Origin of the sequence: Brevundimonas sp. LM2 (assembly GCF_002002865.1) — a bacterium.
Taxonomy (GTDB): domain Bacteria; phylum Pseudomonadota; class Alphaproteobacteria; order Caulobacterales; family Caulobacteraceae; genus Brevundimonas.
On sequence record NZ_CP019508.1, the window covers coordinates 1,783,238 to 1,800,601 of the forward strand.

The 17,364-nt window shown below is 70.2% G+C and carries 15 protein-coding genes; 7 read left to right on the plus strand and 8 right to left on the minus strand.

The annotated features are described in order from the left end of the window. Positions 1–15: 15 nt before the first annotated feature. Positions 16–2,790, minus strand: coding sequence for a hypothetical protein (locus BZG35_RS08775; protein WP_077355305.1), 2,775 nt, complete (start codon positions 2,788–2,790; stop codon positions 16–18). A gap of 204 nt (positions 2,791–2,994) precedes the next feature. Between BZG35_RS08775 and BZG35_RS08780 the strand changes: the two genes are divergently transcribed. Together BZG35_RS08780 and BZG35_RS08785 are read left to right on the plus strand one after the other, a co-directional pair. After that, complete coding sequence (locus BZG35_RS08780) at positions 2,995–3,387, plus strand: NADH:ubiquinone oxidoreductase subunit NDUFA12 (RefSeq protein ID WP_077355306.1); 393 nt, start codon at positions 2,995–2,997, stop codon at positions 3,385–3,387. Then, a complete protein-coding gene (locus BZG35_RS08785; protein WP_077355307.1) occupies positions 3,384–4,061 on the plus strand; it encodes a DUF2155 domain-containing protein in 678 nt (225 codons plus the stop codon). The genes BZG35_RS08780 and BZG35_RS08785 overlap by 4 nt, the downstream gene beginning before the upstream one ends. Here BZG35_RS08785 and aat read toward each other — a convergent pair. The 4 genes from aat to BZG35_RS08805 are packed head-to-tail and all read right to left on the minus strand — an operon-like array spanning position 4,028 to position 7,061. Then, positions 4,028–4,714 (minus strand): leucyl/phenylalanyl-tRNA--protein transferase, encoded by a 687-nt coding sequence (gene aat, locus BZG35_RS08790; protein ID WP_077355308.1) that lies wholly within the window; start codon positions 4,712–4,714, stop codon positions 4,028–4,030. The genes BZG35_RS08785 and aat overlap by 34 nt on opposite strands. A gap of 4 nt (positions 4,715–4,718) precedes the next feature. Further along, on the minus strand, positions 4,719–6,068 hold the full coding sequence (gene accC, locus BZG35_RS08795) for an acetyl-CoA carboxylase biotin carboxylase subunit (RefSeq protein ID WP_077355309.1): 1,350 nt from the start codon (positions 6,066–6,068) through the stop codon (positions 4,719–4,721). A gap of 2 nt (positions 6,069–6,070) precedes the next feature. Beyond that, positions 6,071–6,574 carry an acetyl-CoA carboxylase biotin carboxyl carrier protein gene (gene accB / locus BZG35_RS08800; protein WP_077355310.1) on the minus strand — a complete coding sequence of 168 codons (504 nt, stop codon included), beginning with the start codon at positions 6,572–6,574 and terminating at the stop codon, positions 6,071–6,073. A gap of 25 nt (positions 6,575–6,599) precedes the next feature. Then, on the minus strand, positions 6,600–7,061 hold the full coding sequence (locus BZG35_RS08805; RefSeq protein ID WP_077355311.1) for a type II 3-dehydroquinate dehydratase: 462 nt from the start codon (positions 7,059–7,061) through the stop codon (positions 6,600–6,602). A gap of 115 nt (positions 7,062–7,176) precedes the next feature. Between BZG35_RS08805 and thiS the strand changes: the two genes are divergently transcribed. The 4 genes from thiS (at position 7,177) to BZG35_RS08825 (ending at position 10,571) form a co-directional block, all read left to right on the plus strand. Beyond that, a complete protein-coding gene (gene thiS, locus BZG35_RS08810; protein WP_077355312.1) occupies positions 7,177–7,374 on the plus strand; it encodes a sulfur carrier protein ThiS in 198 nt (65 codons plus the stop codon). Between the two features lie 40 nt (positions 7,375–7,414). Further along, a complete protein-coding gene (locus BZG35_RS08815) occupies positions 7,415–8,224 on the plus strand; it encodes a thiazole synthase (protein WP_077355313.1) in 810 nt (269 codons plus the stop codon). Between the two features lie 67 nt (positions 8,225–8,291). After that, positions 8,292–8,801 (plus strand): DUF3224 domain-containing protein, encoded by a 510-nt coding sequence (locus BZG35_RS08820; RefSeq protein WP_253189126.1) that lies wholly within the window; start codon positions 8,292–8,294, stop codon positions 8,799–8,801. A gap of 63 nt (positions 8,802–8,864) precedes the next feature. Beyond that, positions 8,865–10,571, plus strand: coding sequence for a hypothetical protein (locus BZG35_RS08825; RefSeq protein WP_077355314.1), 1,707 nt, complete (start codon positions 8,865–8,867; stop codon positions 10,569–10,571). Here BZG35_RS08825 and BZG35_RS08830 read toward each other — a convergent pair. Genes BZG35_RS08830 through BZG35_RS08840 form a run of 3 tightly spaced genes read right to left on the minus strand, consistent with a single transcriptional unit; the run spans position 10,568 to position 15,616 of the window. After that, positions 10,568–11,365, minus strand: a complete 798-nt coding sequence (locus BZG35_RS08830; RefSeq protein ID WP_077355315.1) for a thioredoxin domain-containing protein — start codon at positions 11,363–11,365, stop codon at positions 10,568–10,570. The two genes, BZG35_RS08825 and BZG35_RS08830, sit on opposite strands and share 4 nt — an antisense overlap. A 21-nt stretch (positions 11,366–11,386) precedes the next feature. Next, a complete protein-coding gene (locus tag BZG35_RS08835; protein WP_077355316.1) occupies positions 11,387–12,817 on the minus strand; it encodes a M48 family metalloprotease in 1,431 nt (476 codons plus the stop codon). A gap of 54 nt (positions 12,818–12,871) precedes the next feature. Continuing rightward, the gene (locus tag BZG35_RS08840) at positions 12,872–15,616 is read right to left on the minus strand and encodes a ribonuclease E/G (RefSeq protein WP_077355317.1); all 2,745 of its coding nucleotides are present in this window, start codon (positions 15,614–15,616) and stop codon (positions 12,872–12,874) included. Between the two features lie 498 nt (positions 15,617–16,114). Between BZG35_RS08840 and BZG35_RS08845 the strand changes: the two genes are divergently transcribed. Continuing rightward, positions 16,115–17,329, plus strand: coding sequence for an N-acetylmuramoyl-L-alanine amidase (locus BZG35_RS08845; protein ID WP_253189127.1), 1,215 nt, complete (start codon positions 16,115–16,117; stop codon positions 17,327–17,329). Positions 17,330–17,364: the final 35 nt, after the last annotated feature.

The following is a 17,364-nucleotide window of genomic DNA, read 5'->3' on the forward strand; positions in this document are numbered from 1 at the left end:
TCTGCTGAGCCCGCTCTAGCCGCGCATCGACGGCGCGATGCCGCAGCTGTCGCAGATCATGGCGCCACCCCTTTGCTGCAGGGTGAAGTCGCCGCAGGCCGGGCAGGTCTCGGCCTCGCGCAGGCCGGCCGCAGCCGGGGTCTGATCGGCGTCCGCGCGTCGTCCGAACGGCAGCACCACCAGATTGTCGGGCGTCGTGCCCCGGGCGAAGCCCTTGGAGATGAACCGCGCGGCCGGCACCAGTTCGTCGGCCTTTCCAGACCCGAGCCCGTCGGCATGCAGCGGCTCCGCATCGGCGTTCACCAGTTCTGTGCGGTCCAGATAGGAGACGCCCAGCTCGCGGAAGATATAGTCCAGGATCGAGGTCGCCGAGCCGATACGATCGTTACCGGTGACCCGCCCCGCAGGTTCGAACCGGGTCAGGACGAAGGCGTCGACGAACTCGTCCAGCGGCACGCCGTACTGCAGCCCGATCGAGATCGCGATGGCGAAATTGTTCATCAGCGAGCGGAAGGCGGCCCCTTCCTTGTGCATGTCGATGAAGATCTCGCCCAGCTCGCCGTCGTCGTATTCGCCCGTATGGATATAGACCTTGTGGCCCCCCACGGCCGCTTTCTGGATGTAGCCCTTGCGGCGGTCCGGCAGTTTGCGGCGGGTGCGGACCCGCTCGATGACCCGTTCCACCACCCGTTCGGCGACGGGGGGCGGCGCGGCCGGCTGCGGCTCCGGCGCGCGGCGGGCCGGCTCTGATTCAGGCAGGACCAGCAGGGGCTGGTTCGCGGACGGACGCCGGGTCAGATGGACCGCCCGACGCCCTTCGGAAGCCGCCAGGGTCAAGGTCGCCACCGCCGCCCCGATGCCGGCCCGGCTGGGCAATTCGATCGAGACCCGATCGGCGACATCGCTGAAACGCTCGGCGATGCCGTCCAGAGAGGCGGCGGCCCCGTCCAGATCGGTCAGCAGCGTCCGGATCCGCGCGGGCGCGCCCGGCCAGCCCGATAGTTCGCGGTGTCCGAAAACGTAGTCGGTGGCGGCCGCGATCTCGTCGGGCGTGGCCAGCCGGTTCAGCAGCCCGCCCTGGTCGAAGGTTTCGGGATCGATGCCCAGGACGTCGCGGACGAAACCCGCCTCCAGCACCGGCGGGGTGAAGGCGTCCTCCAGCCGCTCGACATAGGCGAGGGCCGCCTCGACCGCCTCCAGCTCCGCTTCGGTGAAGCCCCGGGCCGCCAGGGTCGCATGGCCGAGCGCGGGCGAGTCGACCAGGGTGCGTCGGCCCAGCAGCCAACGTTCGGCGTCTTCGACGTCGCCGCCCTGGACCGCGATCGCCTGGGCCAACACCGGATGCAGTCGGCGGACCACCTGACCGTCCCGGGTCTGGAACTGGTCGACGGCCCGGAGGGGAGCGACGCCGAGCCGCAGGTCGCGTTCGGCGTCGGCGACGACCGTGGCGATGGCGCATTGGCGACGCCCAGAGGCCTGGGCCGCGGCATGGGCCTGAGCGGTCCGCACGGCCGCCGCGCGGCCCAGCTCGCTGGTCAGGACCGCCAGACGGGTCTCCCGGGCCGCGAGCGCGGCGAGCACGGTTTCGGCGGCACCCGCCCAGTCCGCCGCCGGGCGCAGGGCCTCGGCCAACTCGCTGGAGGCCAGGGACGCGCCAGCGGCCAGAAGGCCGGACGCGGCGGCGAAGGTGTCCTCATCGCTCGCGCCGTCGGTCCGCGCCACCTGCCATTCCAGGCCCCCGGCGAGGGTCAGGACGATCGGTCGGACGGCGTGGCGCCGGCGCGCCAGGCGACCATCGGGGGCGAAGCCGCAGGCGATCTCGATCTCGAGCGCCGTAGTCCACAGTCGGGCCAGGGCATCGAGGCCCGTGATCAGGTCCGGCACGACGGCCGACACGGCCTTCAGGGCGATGGCGCAGCCCGGGGCGAGCGCGAGGTCCGCCAGGCCCTCGGCGTCCGGCACGGAGAAGGCCACGATCAGTTCTTCGGCCAGGCAGCCGTCGGCCGCGGCACGCAGGGCGAAGTCCTGGGCCGCCATGGGATCGGGCACCGCGACGATCCGCGTCTGGCCCAGGGGCTCCGGTTCCGGGGCCGAGAACAGGCGGCCGGCGATGGCGTCCAGGATGGCGGTATCATCGGCGCCGGCGCGCCGCGCGGCCAGCGCCGCCCGGGCGAGGGCGGGGTTGGACGCGGGGTCGGCGCAGACCGAGGCCGGGCCGTCGCAGCGCCGGACCGCGTCGGTGACGCCTCTCAGCGTCCGGGTCACGCCGGCCAGGGCATGGGCGGTGACGCGGGCGGTGCGCCGTCGGGCCGTGTCGCTTTCGAAGCGGGCGCGAACCCCGGGGTCGCCGAGGTCGAAGACGGCCGCATTCCGCGTCGGGCTGGCCGGCCCTTCGGCGGCGTGGGGGGTGCGCGCCCCCTCCATCAGGACGGACGAGGGCGCGGCCAGGCCCAGCAGCACGCTGGCGACCAGTTCTTCGGCGAAGCGCTCGGCATCGGCCATCGACCGGAACACGCCCGTGGCCCGACCCCAGGCCCCGAGACGCGCCGCCCAGCGATCGAGGGCACCGTCCAGAAGGGCCGGACCGATCGCGCCAGACCGGCCCGCCGCGCTCTCCAGCCGCGGCCAGTCATCCGGCGAGCGGTCGTGCCAGTCCAGCCAGGCCTCAACCCGGGCGTCGCTCCAGCCGGCGGGGGCCAGGACCCGGACCAGACGGTCGGCCCGCTCGATCTCGCGCGTCTCGCAGCGGACGCCGTCCGACAGTTCGGAGAAGAAGGATGTGAAGCGCATGCGCGGGCTCGGACCAGTGGTTTCAACAGCCTAGGGCGCGTCGGCGGGGTCCCGCAATAGATGTAGCGGGTCGCCGCACGTTTACCCCCAAGATGTTGCCTCTAGCGATTTGGGCGTGGCGCTGGACGCGGGCGGTGCCGGTTTCTATGATCGGGCGACTGGTTCGGCCTCCCTGCCGATCCGAATCTGGACTGGAATGGCCTCGTGCTCGGCAGAATCTTCGGTTGGACGTCCGGCGCGACGATCGGCACCTTCTTCACCATCGCCAAGCGCGGCGAACTGATCGGCACCGACGAGACCGGCAACCGCTATTACCAGTCGCGCGACACCGTCAGCTATGACGGACGCCGCCGGCGCTGGGTGGTCTACAACGGCTATGCCGAGGCGTCGAAGGTGACGCCCGACTGGCATGGCTGGCTGCACTACACCTTCGAAGAGCCCCCGACCGAGGTCCCTCTGCCGCGCCGGTCCTGGGAGAAGAATCACCTGCCGAACCTGACCGGCACGCCGATGGCCTGGCATCCGCCCGGATCGCTGCTGGAGGAGGGCGTGCGCCCGCCGGCGACCGGCGACTATGAGGCCTGGAAGCCCGAATGACCCGCCTGCGCTGGCTTCTGATCGGTTCGGCCGTCGTCGCCCTGGGGGCCTCCGGTGCCGTCGTGGCCGGCGGCCAGCAGGACGGCCCGCCCCAGGATGCGCGGCCCGTGCCCGACCCGATCGGCGACGCCCTGCGCGCGGATCCCCGGCAGGAATCGGCTCCGGCCGCCGATCCGGCCCCCGCCGTTCCCATCGCCATCACCCCGCCGCCCCCGCCGGCGATCCAGCCGGAGCCCCTGACGACGTCCGGCGACGATGAGAAAGAGACGACCGCCGAAGACGCCAAGGATGAGGACGAGGGCGAAAGCGAAGCGGAAAAGGCCGAGCGTCTGGCCGCCGACACGCCGACGCCGCGCCAACGCCGCCGCGTCGCCGTCGTCGAGGCCATCGACAAGATCACCGCCGAGAGCATGCGGTTCGAGGTCGAGGTCGGCGGCCCGCCGGTCCGCTTCAGCAACAATCTGATCTTCATCGCCCGCGCCTGCGAGGTCTCGGCCGACAACGAGTTGGTCAAGGATGCGATCGCCTATCTGGACGTGACGCTCCAGCCCCGGGCCGCGCGAGGGGCGGCGCCGCGGCAGATCTTCCGCGGCTGGATGTTCTCCTCCACCCCCGCGATCAGCGGGCTGCAGCATCCGCTCTATGACGCCTGGATCGTCGGCTGCAAGGCATAGGCGACCGCGTCCGCTCCCGACAGGGACCGGCCTAGCACGGCGGGGTCCGGCCTGGCCGTGAGCGCCGCCCCGAGCAGGCGCAGATAGGCGCCCTGGGGCGTCTCGATCAGGCCGAACTGGTCCAGATGTTCGGTGCGGAACTGGGCGTCCAGCAGAATCCAGCCCCCGGCGCGCAACCGTGCCACCAGATGCACCAGCGCGACCTTGGAGGCGTCGGTCGCCCGGCTGAACATGCTCTCCCCGAAGAAGGCCCCGCCCAGGGTTACGCCATACAGGCCGCCCACCAGGACCTCGTCGCGCCAGCACTCCAGGCTGTGGGCATGCCCCCGGGCATGAAGCTCCATATACAGGCGGCGGATGGGCGCGTTGATCCAGGTGTCCTCCCGCCCTGGGGCGGGGGCCGCGCAGGCGTCCAGCACCGCCGAGAACGCGGTGTCGATGCGGACGACGAAACGCTCGCTGCGGACCGTCCGGCGCAGACGCGTGGGGATATGAAAGGCCTCCAGCGGGATGACGCCGCGCAGGTCGGGCTCCACGAGGAAGACGCGCGGGTCGTCGCGCGCCTCGCCCATCGGGAACACGCCCCGCGCATAGCAGCGCAGCAGGTCCTCCGCCGTGAACGCGACCGGTCCGGAGGCGGAGAGGTCGCTCACCGGATCAGCCGGCGGCCTGCCGCCTGGCCCAGTTTTCCAGCCAGTGGATGTCGTAGTCGCCGGACAGGATGTCGGGCTCCAGCAGCAGCTTCTGGAACAGGGGAATGGTGGTGTCGACGCCGCCGATGACCATCTCGTTCAGGCTGCGCTTCAGCCGGGCGACGCATTCGGCCCGGTCGCGGCCGTGCACGATCAGCTTGCCGATCAGGCTGTCGTAATAGGGCGGGATCGAATAGCCGGCGTAGATGGCGCTATCCAGCCGCACGCCCAGGCCGCCGGGGGCGTGGAAGTCCGTGACCGTGCCGGGCGAGGGGGCGAAGGTCTCGGCGTTCTCGGCATTGATCCGCACCTCGATGGCGTGGCCCTCGAAATGGATCTCCTCCTGGGTGAAGGACAGCGGCAGGCCGGCGGCGATGCGGATCTGTTCACGCACCAGGTCGACGCCGGTCACGGCCTCGGTCACCGGGTGTTCGACCTGCAGCCGGGTGTTCATCTCGATGAAGAAGAATTCGCCGTCCTCCCACAGGAACTCGATCGTGCCGACGCCCAGATAGCCGATCTTGCCGATGGCGCGGTTGACGACCTCGCCGATCTTGACCCGTTCAGCCGCCGACAGGGCGGGCGAGGGGGCCTCTTCCAACACCTTCTGGTGGCGGCGCTGCAGCGAACAGTCGCGCTCGCCCAGGTGGACCACGTTGCCGTGGCTGTCGGCCACGACCTGGATCTCGATATGGCGCGGCTTCTGGAGGTAGCGCTCCATATAGACCGCGCCGTTGCCGAAGGCGGCCTTGGCCTCGGTCTGGGCGGTCTGGACGGCCTCGACCAGGTCCTCGGGCGTCAGGGCCACCTTCATGCCGCGCCCGCCGCCGCCGGCGGCCGCCTTGACGATCAGGGGGAAGCCGATGGCCTTGGAGGCCTCGATGGCGTCCTCGACCGTCTCCACCTCGCCGGCGGAGCCGGGCACGCAGGGGATGCCGGCCTCCAGCACCGTCTGTTTGGCGCTGATCTTGTCCCCCATGACCCGGATATGCTCGGGCTTGGGCCCGATGAAGGTCATGCCGTGGGCCTCGACGATCTCGGCGAAGCGGGCGTTCTCGGACAGGAAGCCGTAGCCGGGGTGGATGGCCTGGGCCCCGGTGATCTCGGCCGCCGCGATGATCGAGGGAATGTTCAGATAGGATTTGGCGGCGGGTGCCGGGCCGATGCAGACGCTCTCGTCCGCCAGCCGAACCCACATGGCCCCGCGATCGGCCTCGGAGTGCACGGCCACGGTGGAGATGCCCATCTCCTTGCACGCGCGGTGGATCCGCAGCGCGATCTCGCCCCGGTTGGCGATCAGGACCTTGGTGAACACGCTCAGGATTCCAGCAGCACGAGGGCTTCGCCGAACTCGACCGGCTGGGCGTCGCCGACCAGGATGTCCGAGACGACACCGTCGCGCGGGGCCTGGATCGGGTTCATGGTCTTCATGGCCTCGATGATCAGCAGGGTCTGGCCCTTCTTGACCTTGTCGCCGGCCTGGACGAAGGGCGCGGCCTCGGGCGAGGCCTGCAGATAGACGGTGCCGACCATCGGCGACTTCACCTGTTCGCCCGCCTTGGCGACGATCGTGGCGGGGTCGGACGGCATCGTCAGAGGGGTAGCGGCCGGCGCGGGGGCCGGCGCGGCGTGGGCAACGGCCGGCGCATACGACATCACCGGGGCGGCGCTGATCTCGCGGGCGACGCGGATGCGCAGCTCGCCGCGCTCCACCTCGATCTCGGTCAGGCTGGTGTCGTTCAGGATGTCGGCAAGCTGGCGCACCAGGCTGGGGTCGATCTCGACCGACGGTTCGTTCTTCAGCGATTTTTCCGACGCCATGAAATCTTTGCCTTGTGGTCTGGGGTCAAACGGTCGGCGCGGAACGACGTTCCTGCACCAGCCGGAGGGCGGCCTTGACGGCCAGTTCGTAGGAGTGGGCGCCGAAGCCCGAGACGACGCCGGTCGCGGCCAGCGAAACGTAGGTCTGGTGCCGGAATGCCTCGCGCGCCGCCGGGTTCGACAGGTGGCACTCGACGATCGGAATGATCAGGGCCTTGAGCGCGTCCAGCAGGGCGATCGAGGTATGGCCATAGCCGGCCGGGTTCAGGACCAGGGCGTGCGCCTCGGTGCGCGCCTCCTGCACCCAGTCGATCAGTTCGCCTTCGTGATTCGTCTGGCGGAACACGACGGACGCGCCTTCGGCCGCCCGCTCGCACAGCGCCTGGACGTCGGCCAGGGTCTCGCGCCCATAGATATGCGGTTCCCGCACACCGAGGAGGTTGAGGTTGGGGCCGTTCAGGACGTAGAGGACGGGGGTTTCGGGCATTCGCTCCGGACGGGTTGGCGACGGCGGAACCGCTTCGGTGGGGCGGCCTTTTAGCGGAACGACGGCCCTCGTCAAAGCCGAGGTGCGTCGGACCGGATCGGGTTGACGTAACGACATGCGCATTCAAGTCAACGGAGATACGCGCGAGATCGCCGCGCGGACGGTGCTCGGCCTCGTCGAGGAACTGGGTTTCGACGTGCGCAAGGTCGCCGTCGAGCGCAATCTGGCCATCGTGCCCCGGTCGATGCACGCCGAAACCGCCCTCGCCGAGGGCGATCGGATCGAGCTGGTTCAGTTCGTCGGCGGGGGTTGAACGGGTTTCGCTTGATCGCCCGTGCGCCTAGATAGAGGCCATGAACGCCCCCTTCACCGCGCCGCTCGTCATTGACGATCCGATGGACACATGGACCGTCGCCGGTCGGACCTTCAACTCGCGCCTGATCGTCGGCACCGGGAAATATGCCGACTATGCCCAGAACGCCGCCGCCGCCGAGGCGGCCGGGGCGGATATCGTCACCGTGGCCCTGCGCCGGGTGAACCTGTCCGACCCGTCCCAGCCGATGCTGGTCGACCATGTGAAGCCCGACCGGTTCACCTTCCTACCCAATACGGCGGGCTGTTTCACCGGCGAGGACGCGGTGCGGACCCTGCGGCTGGCGCGCGAAGCCGGGGGCTGGGATCTGGTCAAGCTGGAGGTGCTGTCGAACTCGGCGCACCTGTATCCCGACATGATCGAGACCCTGCGGGCGCTGGATCTGCTGGTCGCCGACGGCTTCGACGTCATGGTCTACTGCACCGACGACGTGGTCATGGCCAAACGGCTCGAGGACGCGGGCGCCGCGGCGATCATGCCCGCCGCCAGCCCGATCGGCTCGGGCCTGGGCATCCAGAACCGGGTCAATATCCGGCTGATCGTGGAACAGGCCAGGGTGCCAGTCCTGGTCGACGCCGGGGTGGGCACGGCCTCGGACGCCACCATCGCCATGGAGCTGGGCTGCGACGCGGTGATCGCCAATACGGCCATCGCCGGGGCGCGCGACCCGATCGGCATGGCCCGCGCCATGAAGCACGCGGTCATCGCGGGCCGCGAGGCCTATCTGGCGGGGCGGATGCCGAAGCGGATGTATGCTGACCCGTCCTCGCCGCTGGGCGGTCTGATCTGAGCGATCGCCGGTTGACGGCGGCGGCGCGGCGGGCCATCGTGTTCCTGAAATGTTCACGGAGGCGGCCATGCGCTTGCTGACGGCGAGGGGCTACAGCCTCCTGATCGCCCTTCTACTGGTGGTGCTGATGGTTGGAAGGTTCGGGGCAGGTACCGCAGGGGCCCAGGATGCCGAGGTTCGCCACGCGACCGGCACGTTCGCGGTCACCATGACGCCGGGCGACGAGGAGTCGGTCCAGGCCGACATCGGCCTGTCGCGCTACGTCCTGTCGAAGACCTTCGAGGGGGGCATCAGCGGCGTTTCGAGCGGCCAGATGCTGGCGGGAGGGCCGCCGGGCAGCCAGACGGTTGGGACCTATGTCGCGCTGGAGCGGGTGGTGGGAACGCTGGACGGGCGGACGGGCGCGTTTCTGCTGGCCCATCGCGGCGACATGAACGCGGAGGGGTACAGCCTGTCGATCACGGTCGTGCCCGGATCCGGAACTGGAGAACTGTCGGGTCTGACCGGCGAGTTCGGCCTGACGATCGCAGACGGCGTTCACCACTATGACCTGGCGTATCGACTTCCCGGGCAGTGACATCAGACCCGGCTTGGCGATGCCTCGGATCTTCGGCATGCTGCCGGGGTTGAGAGAAACAGGATGCGACCGAGACTTCTCGCCTTCACCGCCGCGATGCTCTGCCTGGCCGGTCCCGCGGCCCTGGCCGACGCGACGACGGCTCAGGCCGACGCCCGGGCCAGCGCGGCGCTGATCCAGTCGCCGAAGGGCTGCGGCCGGGTCGGTTCGGCGTTGGACGCGGCCCCGGAAGCCGACATGGTCATGGTCGACGGCTTCGGCGCGGCGCGCTGGACCGTCGACACCGACAACCCCGAGGCCCAGGCCTGGTTCGACCATGGGGTGCGGCTGCGCTGGGCCTTCGAACACAAGGAGTCCGTCCGGGCCTTCCGCAAGGCGCGGACACTGGACCCAGACTGCGGGATGTGCGCCTGGGGCGAGGCCTGGGCCCTGGGGCCGAACCTCAATGGCGGCGGGAACGACGACGCCTCGATGAACCGGGGCCGGGTCCTGGCCCGGCAGGCGCGCCGCCTGGCCCGCGATGCGACGGCCACGCAGCGTCAGATGATCGACGCAATGATCCAGCGCTACTCCGGCCGCAAGGCCAGCCGGGACGTCCGCTTCGCCCGCTCCATGGACCGGATCGCGCGGCGGGCAAACGACGATCCCCTGATCGTCGCGGTCGCGGCCGACGCCTGGATGCTGCAGGCGGACGAATGGTTCGACGACGAGGGCCGCCCCAAGGATCAGGGCGTCGTCCGCGCCATGACCCTGCTGGAACAGTCGCTGGCCCGCGCGCCGAACGATCCCGGCACCATTCACCTCTACAGCCACCTGACCGAATGGTCGGACGATCCGCATAAGGCCATCCCCTATGGCGAGCGTCTGGCGGCCCTGACGCCGGGGGCCTCGCATCTGGTGCACATGCCGTCGCACACCTTTTACCGCGTGGGCCGATACCGCGACGCCATGCGGTCGAACGTCGGGGCCGTGGCCCTGGACAAGCGCTATGACGAGCTCGCCGCGCCTCCGGGCGGGGTGGTCGGCATGCCGCTGCACGGCCACAACCTGCATTTCGGCATGGGCGGGGCCCTGATGGCCGGCGGGGCGCAGGAGGGGCTGGCCCTGGCCGCCGATTTCCTGAGCCTCTATCCGGACATCGCGGTCGACGCGGTCTGGCGGCAGCTGATGGCCAACGACGCCTATGCCATCTACGGCCGGTTCGGCACGGCCGAGCAGGTCGCGGCCCTCAAACAGCCGCCGGCCGACCGACCCCTGCTCCGCGCCAGCTGGCACTACGGTCGGGGCGAGGCGGCGGCGCGGGCGGGCGACAACCGCGCCGTTCGGGCCGATGCCGAGGCCATCAGAACGATCCGGTCGGATCCTGCCATCACCGGCGACGACGCCCAGGAACAGAAGGACTTCATGGAGGTCTCCCAGCGGGTGCTGGAGGGCCGGGCCGCCATGCTGGAGGCCAATGCCCCTGCGGCCATCGCCGCCTTCACCCGCGCGGCGGAGATTCAGGCCCAGGAGAGCGAGGGCGGGGACCCGCCGATCATCTGGTATCCGACCCGTCGCAGCCTGGCCGCCGCCCTGCTGGCCAACGGCGACGCAGCGGGGGCCAAGGCCAAGATCGAAGAACTGCTGACCGACTGGCCGATGGACCCTTACAGCTATTTCGTCCTGGCCGAGGCCGAGGCTGCCCTGGGCGAGCGGACCGCTGCGGAGGCCGCCCGGGCCCGGGCCGCCGTCGAGTGGATCGGCGGCGAGATGCGACTGGCGCTGGCCTAGCCGGCCCGGGCCGCGGCGATCGCCGCCGCGACCTCCTGCGGGGCGATGCTGGAGGTGGTCCGGCCGTTGATCAGAAAGGTCGGCGTTCCCACCAGACCCAGGGTCGCCCCGGTCGTGTGGATGTCGGCGAGGTGGCGGTTCATATCGGTCGATCCGATGGCCGCCGCCGCGGCCGGCATCGCGATCCCGTTCTCGGCCAGGATGCGATCGACGCTGTCGCGGGTCAGGCCATTCTCGGCCATCAGCGCCTGATGGACCTGCAGATACCGCCCTTGCTGCTGGGCGGCCAGGGCCGCGCGCGCGGCATAGTTGGACGTCGTATCATCGCCCCGGTCCAGGATCGGCCACTCCTTGAACACGAACCGCACGTCCGGATGCGCCTGCATCAGGGCCACATAGTCGCGGGCCACGGCCTTGCAGCCCGGGCAGCGGTAGTCGAAGAATTCGATCACAGTGACCTTGGCGTCCGCCGGCCCGAAGGCCGGGTCGCGAGGATCGAGCGCGATCAGGGCCGGATTGGCGGCCACGGCGGTGTTGATCTTTTCGACCGTGCCGTTGGTTTCGGCCTGTTCGCGAGCCTGGACGACCTCATCCAGCACGGCCGGATTCGCCAGCAGATAGGCCCTCACCCGCGACCCGAAATCGCCGCCGGTCGCATAAGGCGCGACCGAAAAGCCCAGCGCCACGACCGCCACCGCCAGAGCCGCCGCTCCGCCGCGCCCCGAGCCGAACCAGGCCAGGGGATCGCGCGGCGGCGCGGCGCGCGGGGTCTCGGTCGGGGTCGGATCGGTCATGCGGAGGCTCTGGCGAAAGGATCAGGCGACGGGCGGCGGGATGACGGTCGGGCGGTCGCGCCGTTGCTCCTGACGCCGGTCCAGGTCTTCGATGTCGTCCATGGTCGCCCCGGACGCCAGCACGATGTCCATGGCGCGTCGCCATTCGTTGGAACCCGCCGGCAGCATGTCGCGCGCGCGCAGGGCGAACTGGGTCGCCTCGGCCTGACCCCCGGCGGCGAAATAGTATTCGGCCGAGGCCAGGCGCGCCTCGCCCTCCTTGCCCTGACTGGCATAGGCCTGGGACAGCAGGCGCCAGGCCAGGGTGTTGTCGTCCTCGCGCGCGACCGCCCGCTTCAGCTGGTCGACGGCCTCGTCCAGGCGTGCCGGATCATTGGTCTCGATCAGGGCGTGGGCCAGGTTGATGCGCAGCAGGGGGGCGTCGGGCTTCAGCCGGACCGACTCCGAATGGGCTGCGATGGCCTCGGCGGGGCGGCCCTCCTCGAACAGGATCTGCCCCTTCAGCTCATACAGGTATGGGTCGGCCGGCTGTTCCGCGATCAGGGCGTCGGTCGCGTCCAGGGCCTTTTGCGTCTGACCGTCGCGGTACCAGGCGATGGCCCGGGCGTATCGGGCGGGGAAGGAGGTGTCCGAGGATCCGTAGGCCCGCAGGGTCGTGTTGGGCGCGTCCATGAAGGCATGGATCTTGGCGCGGATCAGGGCGTGCTGGGCCAGCCGCTCGGGACTGTCCGCCTGGCCATAATGGCTGGCCGCCTCGACCGGGCGACGCAGGGCCTCGATCCGCTGACCCGACAGGGGGTGACTCCGGAAATAGGGATAGCGGCGGGCGTCGGAGAAGACCTCCTGGCTGCGGAAATTCTCGAAGAACTCCACCAGACCGCGTCCGGACTCGCCCGCGGCCTCCAGGCCGCGCTGGGCGGTGATGTCGGCCTCGCCTTCCTGCCCCTGCAGATAGCGGAGGGCGTTCACGGTGCCGAAGAACTGGCCCGAACCCAGCAGGGCCGCGCCCGCGCCGGGCTGGCCGGCGGCGATGGCCAGGGCCCCCAGCGCCATGGTCATCAGGAACGGCTGCATCGCCGCGCTCTGGGCCCCCTGGCGCAGCACGTGGCGGTTCTTCACGTGGCCGGCCTCGTGCGCCAGAACGCCCAGCAGCTGGTTGGGGTTTTCCGTGCGCAGGATCAGACCGGTGTTGACGCCGATGACCCGGTTGCCGGTGGCGAAGGCGTTCAGATCCCCGTCGTTGACCAGCAGGACCTGGATCTCGGACGGCTCCAGCCCCATCGCCGAGAAGACCGGATCGGTCCATTCGCGGATGATGCCCTCGACCTCGGTGTCGCGGATGGTCGACTGGGCCGAGGCCGGGGCGGCGACGGCCGCGACGAGGGCGGCCGTCGCGACGGCGCAGGCCCATCGCCCGACAAGGCGGGACGCGGTTCGACTCGACCCGATCATGGCCAACTCCTTCGACGGCGCCCCCGCCTTGTCTTCCTTACACGATTTAGGACGTCACGACCCCAGACGCCACCATCCGCGCTTGGGTTTGACCGGGGGCGCGGTGATCTGCGCCGGGTCGTTGGCGATGATGGACGACAGATCCGCCTCGGGCTTGGGTGGAGCCACGTGGGTCACCAGGGTGGCGATCTCGGGCTCGGTCAGCGGCTCCGGCGCGGGTTCGGCTTCCACTTCCATGGCTGCGGGCTCCGGCGCCAAGGCCGGTTCCAGATCCGGTTCCGCTGCTGCGGTCTCGGCGACGAAGGCGATCTCCGCGTCCAGGGGCGGAGCGATCTCGGCCGTGTCGTCCGCGACGGTCACGCCCGTGTCCAGGTCCAGCGCGGCCGACGTCTTGCGGCGCACCCGCCGGCGCTGCGGCTCAGCCAAGACCACGGGCGCGGGCGCGTCGGAGGCATCGTCCGGCAGCATGACGGCGGGCGGCGAGTCCGGGGATCCGTCGGCCGGCATGCCTTCGTTGGTGGCGCGGCCCTCGACCTTCAGGTCGTGCGGCGTCGCCCGATCGCCACGGCCGCGACCGCGGCGCCGACGGCGCGAACGCCCGCCCTCGCGATCGCCGGCGATCTCGCCGTCCGGCCGTTCGCCGATCCGCTCCTCGACGTCGTCGGCGGCCGTTTCCATGACCATCGACGGTTCGGGCGCGCGTTCGCCGCGTTCGGTCCGCGCCTGGGGGTTCAGCGGATCGAACCAGACATAGGGGTCCTCCAGCGACGGCGTGCGGCCGCGCACCCAGAAGAAGTTGCTGGATCCCGTGGCGGCCGTGTCGCCGTCCTCGCGGACCCGGCGTCCGCCGCGACGTCCCCGACGGCGCCGCCGACCGGCCTCGCTGTCATCGTCGTCCTCGGCGGCCAGACCCTCGACCACGGCCTCGGCGGCGATCGGGGCGGCCTCCTCGTCCCGGCGACCGCCGCGACGGCGGCGTCCGCGACCCCGGCCGCGTTCGCCCTCGACCCGTTCGGCGCGTTCGGCCCGCTCACGCGGTTCGTCGTCCTCGGTGTCTTCGCGGTCCAGGGCTTCCTCGTCCTCGGCGTCGAGGATGAAGTCCTCTTCGTCGTCGTTGTCGTCCTCATCCGCATAGGCGGCGTCGTCGAAATCGTCCTCGAGATCGGACAGGGACACGACGGCCTCGGGCGCGACGAAGTCCTCATTGGTCTCGGTGCGCTCGATGGCGCTCTCGCCCTGACCCAGGCGGTCGTCGATCTGGATGATCACGGCCAGGCCGCGGCGCTCCAGCAGACGCTGCAGATAGTCGCGCTTGTGGTTCAGGATGTAGAGAGCGACGGCCGAGGAGACCTTGAGGTTGATCGATCCCGCGCCGTTCTTGCCGGCCTCGATGTCGACCGCGCGCAGCACCATCAGGGCGGCGGACTCGGCCGAACGGACGCGACCCGCGCCCTGGCAGTGCGGGCAGACCTCGGTGGCGCCTTCCAGCACGCCCAGACGGCGGCGCTGGCGGCTGATCTCCATCAGGCCGAAGCCGGAGATGCGGCCCATCTGGATGCGGGCCCGGTCGAAGCTGAGCTCGTCCTTCAGGATGCGTTCGACGGTCCGGTTGTTCTTGGACTCGTCCATGTCGATGAAATCGATGACCACCAGGCCGGCGAGGTCGCGCAGGCGCAGCTGGCGCGCGGCCTCGACGGCGGCCTCGCAGTTGGTCTTGAAGGCCGTGGCCTCGACGTTGCGTTCCTTGGTGGCGCGACCGGAGTTGACGTCGATCGCGACCAGGGCCTCGGTCTGGTTGATGACCAGATAGCCGCCCGACTTCAGCGGCACCACCGGCTGGTGGATCTGGGTCAGCAGTTCCTCGATGCCGTTGGCGGCGAACAGGGGCTTGGACCCCTGGTACAGGTGCACCTTCTTGGCTTGCGAGGGCATCAGCACCCGCATGAAGTCTCGCGCCTCCTTGAAGCCTTCGAGGCCTTCGACCTGGATGCCGTCGAAATCCTTGTCGAACATGTCGCGCACGGCGCGGCGGACCAGGTTTTCCTCCTCATAGATCAGCGAGGGGGCATGGGAGGCGAGGGTGGTTTCGCGGATCGTCTCCCACAGGCGCAGCAGATATTCGTAGTCGCGCTTGATCTCGGCCTTGGTGCGCTTGGCCCCGGCCGTGCGGATGATCAGGCCCATGCCGCGCGGCACGTCGAGAGCGGCGGCCGCGGCCTTCAGGCGCTTGCGGTCGGTGGCCTGGGTGATCTTGCGGGAGATGCCGCCGCCCTTGCCGGTGTTGGGCATCAGCACGCAGTAGCGGCCGGCCAGGGACAGCCAGGTGGTCAGGGCCGCGCCCTTGCCGCCGCGCTCGTCCTTGACGACCTGGATCAGCAGGATCTGGCGGCGCTTGATGACGTCCTGGATCTTGTAGCGCCGCATCAGGCGCCGCTTCAGGCGCTCCTCTTCGGCCATGCCGCCTTCGGACTCGCCGTCGTCGCGGGCGTTCTCGTCGTCGTGATCGTCTTCGGCCGTGTCGGTCTCCGCCATGATGGCGTCGCGATCCGCGGCCGGGATCTGGTAATAGTCCGGGTGGATTTCGTTGAAGGCCAGGAAGCCGTGGCGGTTGCCGCCGTATTCGACGAAGGCGGCCTGCAGGCTGGGCTCTACGCGGGTGACCTTGGCGAGGTAGATGTTGCCGCGCAGCTGGCGCTTGGTCTTCGACTCGAAGTCGAATTCCTCAACCTGGCGGCCGTCCACGATGGCGACGCGGGTTTCTTCCGCGTGCGCCGCATCGATAAGCATGGTCTTTGACATTGATGGTATCTCTCTGGCGCGCGCGGCCTGTGCCATCTGGGGCAGGGGCGGCTCGCCGAACGGGGTAAGGGGCGGTGGCAGGCGTCATCCGGTCGTCGCGGCGATGGCCGGGGACGAGGGCGACCGGGCCGCTGAGAGGCACCGATCCAGAGGGGACGCAGGCGGGATGGCCCATGGGTTCTTGTCTGTCCTGGACCCGCATGCGCCGAGGGCGTCGCAAGATCCGGTTCGGAAGGCCCGCTTCGTCGATGTCAGGTGCAACCCATCACAGGGTGAGACCTGGCGATCCGCGAAGGCGGGAAGTCAGCGTCGCGCCGGCACCGCGCCAGACCGTCTATGCGGCGGCGCGATCGTTCGCGAACGGTCCAAGCATAGGCATGCCGGGTGTGAATGAAAAGCCACGATGGATTTCACCGCCGCGCTTAACCCAATTCCAACCGCGATCGGGCAAGGTGCCGACCAGACTAAAGCCGAACTGCCGGCAGAATGCGCGGATCCATGCGTTTCAATCTTTCACAGTGGGGCGTCCGGGACTGGGCGCTGACCGCGCTCGCGCTGGTCGTGTTGGCGGCCGTCCTGCTGGCCGGGACCCGCAGCATGGCGGTCGGGACCGGCGGCGACGTGCTCGGGGTGCGGTTCGGTGGAGACGCCGAGCGGACGCGCGTGGTGATCGATCTGGGACGATCGGCGCGCGGGTCCATCGTCGAATCCGGCGCATCCGGTAAGGTGGTCGTGGCGCTGGCCGGCGTGGGATCCGGTCGCGGCGTGGATGGGAGCGGGTCGGGTCTGGTCCGCGACTGGCGGGTCAGCCCGTCCGGGACGGCGTCCCGGGTGGAACTGGCGCTGGCCCGGACCGCGCGGATCGAGCGCCGCTTCCTGCTCCCGCCGGGCGACGGGGTCGGTCACTATCGCTATGTGATCGACATCGCCGCCACCGGCGGGCCGGTGGCCGGAGCCACCACGCGTCCGACGTCGCCGCGCCCCCCCGTCCGCGCCGAGCGCCCCCTGGTCGTGATCGATGCCGGGCATGGCGGCCGCGATCCGGGCGCCATGGGGGCTCAGCGGTCCGAGAGCCAGGTCACCCTGGCGGCCGCCCTCGCCCTGCGGGACGAACTGCAGCGGACCGGTCGATACCGGGTCCAGCTGACCCGCGAGAGCGACGTCTACGTCGACCTCTACCGCCGGGTGCGCATCGCCCGTCAGGCGGACGCGGACCTCTTCATCTCCCTGCATGCCGACGCTGGAGCGGATCCGGCGATCCGCGGGGCCTCGGTCTATACCCTGTCCGAACAGGGAGCGTCGCGGGCGGTGCGCGAGGTGACGCGGGGCGACAACTGGCATCGTGACCTGCACCTTCCCGGGCGCGACCCGTCCGTGGACCGCATCCTGCTGGACATGACCCAGCGCGCCACCCAGAACCGCTCGGCCCAGTTCGCGCGCGTGCTGCTGACCCATCTGGAAGCCGCGGATCAGGCCCTGCTGCGCCGCAGCCACCGCGACGCCGGTCTGGCCGTCCTGCTGGCCCCGGACGTTCCCGCCGTCTTGTTGGAGATGGGTTTCATCACCAATCGGGATGACGAGCGCGCGTTGGGCGATCCGGCGCAACGTCGTCGCCTGGTTCGGGCCGTGGCCGAGGGAATCGACCGCTATTTCCGCGAACCCAGCGCGCCGATGCAGATGGCATCGATGCGCGGAGGGCCGCTATCGCCTTGATATCGTTTAGGTAGTTTTACCAGTTCCGTTGCGCG

Coding starts and splice junctions, on each gene's coding strand:
- BZG35_RS08840 (WP_077355317.1), bottom strand. CDS start 15,616: ATGTCAAAGACCATGCTTATCGATGCGGCGCACGCGGAAGAAACCCGC.
- BZG35_RS08775 (WP_077355305.1), bottom strand. CDS start 2,790: ATGCGCTTCACATCCTTCTTCTCCGAACTGTCGGACGGCGTCCGCTGC.
- BZG35_RS08830 (WP_077355315.1), bottom strand. CDS start 11,365: ATGACCGATCCGACCCCGACCGAGACCCCGCGCGCCGCGCCGCCGCGC.
- BZG35_RS08805 (WP_077355311.1), bottom strand. CDS start 7,061: ATGCCCGAAACCCCCGTCCTCTACGTCCTGAACGGCCCCAACCTCAAC.
- BZG35_RS08815 (WP_077355313.1), top strand. CDS start 7,415: ATGAACGCCCCCTTCACCGCGCCGCTCGTCATTGACGATCCGATGGAC.
- BZG35_RS08845 (WP_253189127.1), top strand. CDS start 16,115: ATGCGTTTCAATCTTTCACAGTGGGGCGTCCGGGACTGGGCGCTGACC.
- thiS (WP_077355312.1), top strand. CDS start 7,177: ATGCGCATTCAAGTCAACGGAGATACGCGCGAGATCGCCGCGCGGACG.
- BZG35_RS08835 (WP_077355316.1), bottom strand. CDS start 12,817: ATGATCGGGTCGAGTCGAACCGCGTCCCGCCTTGTCGGGCGATGGGCC.
- accB (WP_077355310.1), bottom strand. CDS start 6,574: ATGGCGTCGGAAAAATCGCTGAAGAACGAACCGTCGGTCGAGATCGAC.
- BZG35_RS08820 (WP_253189126.1), top strand. CDS start 8,292: ATGCGCTTGCTGACGGCGAGGGGCTACAGCCTCCTGATCGCCCTTCTA.
- BZG35_RS08825 (WP_077355314.1), top strand. CDS start 8,865: ATGCGACCGAGACTTCTCGCCTTCACCGCCGCGATGCTCTGCCTGGCC.
- BZG35_RS08785 (WP_077355307.1), top strand. CDS start 3,384: ATGACCCGCCTGCGCTGGCTTCTGATCGGTTCGGCCGTCGTCGCCCTG.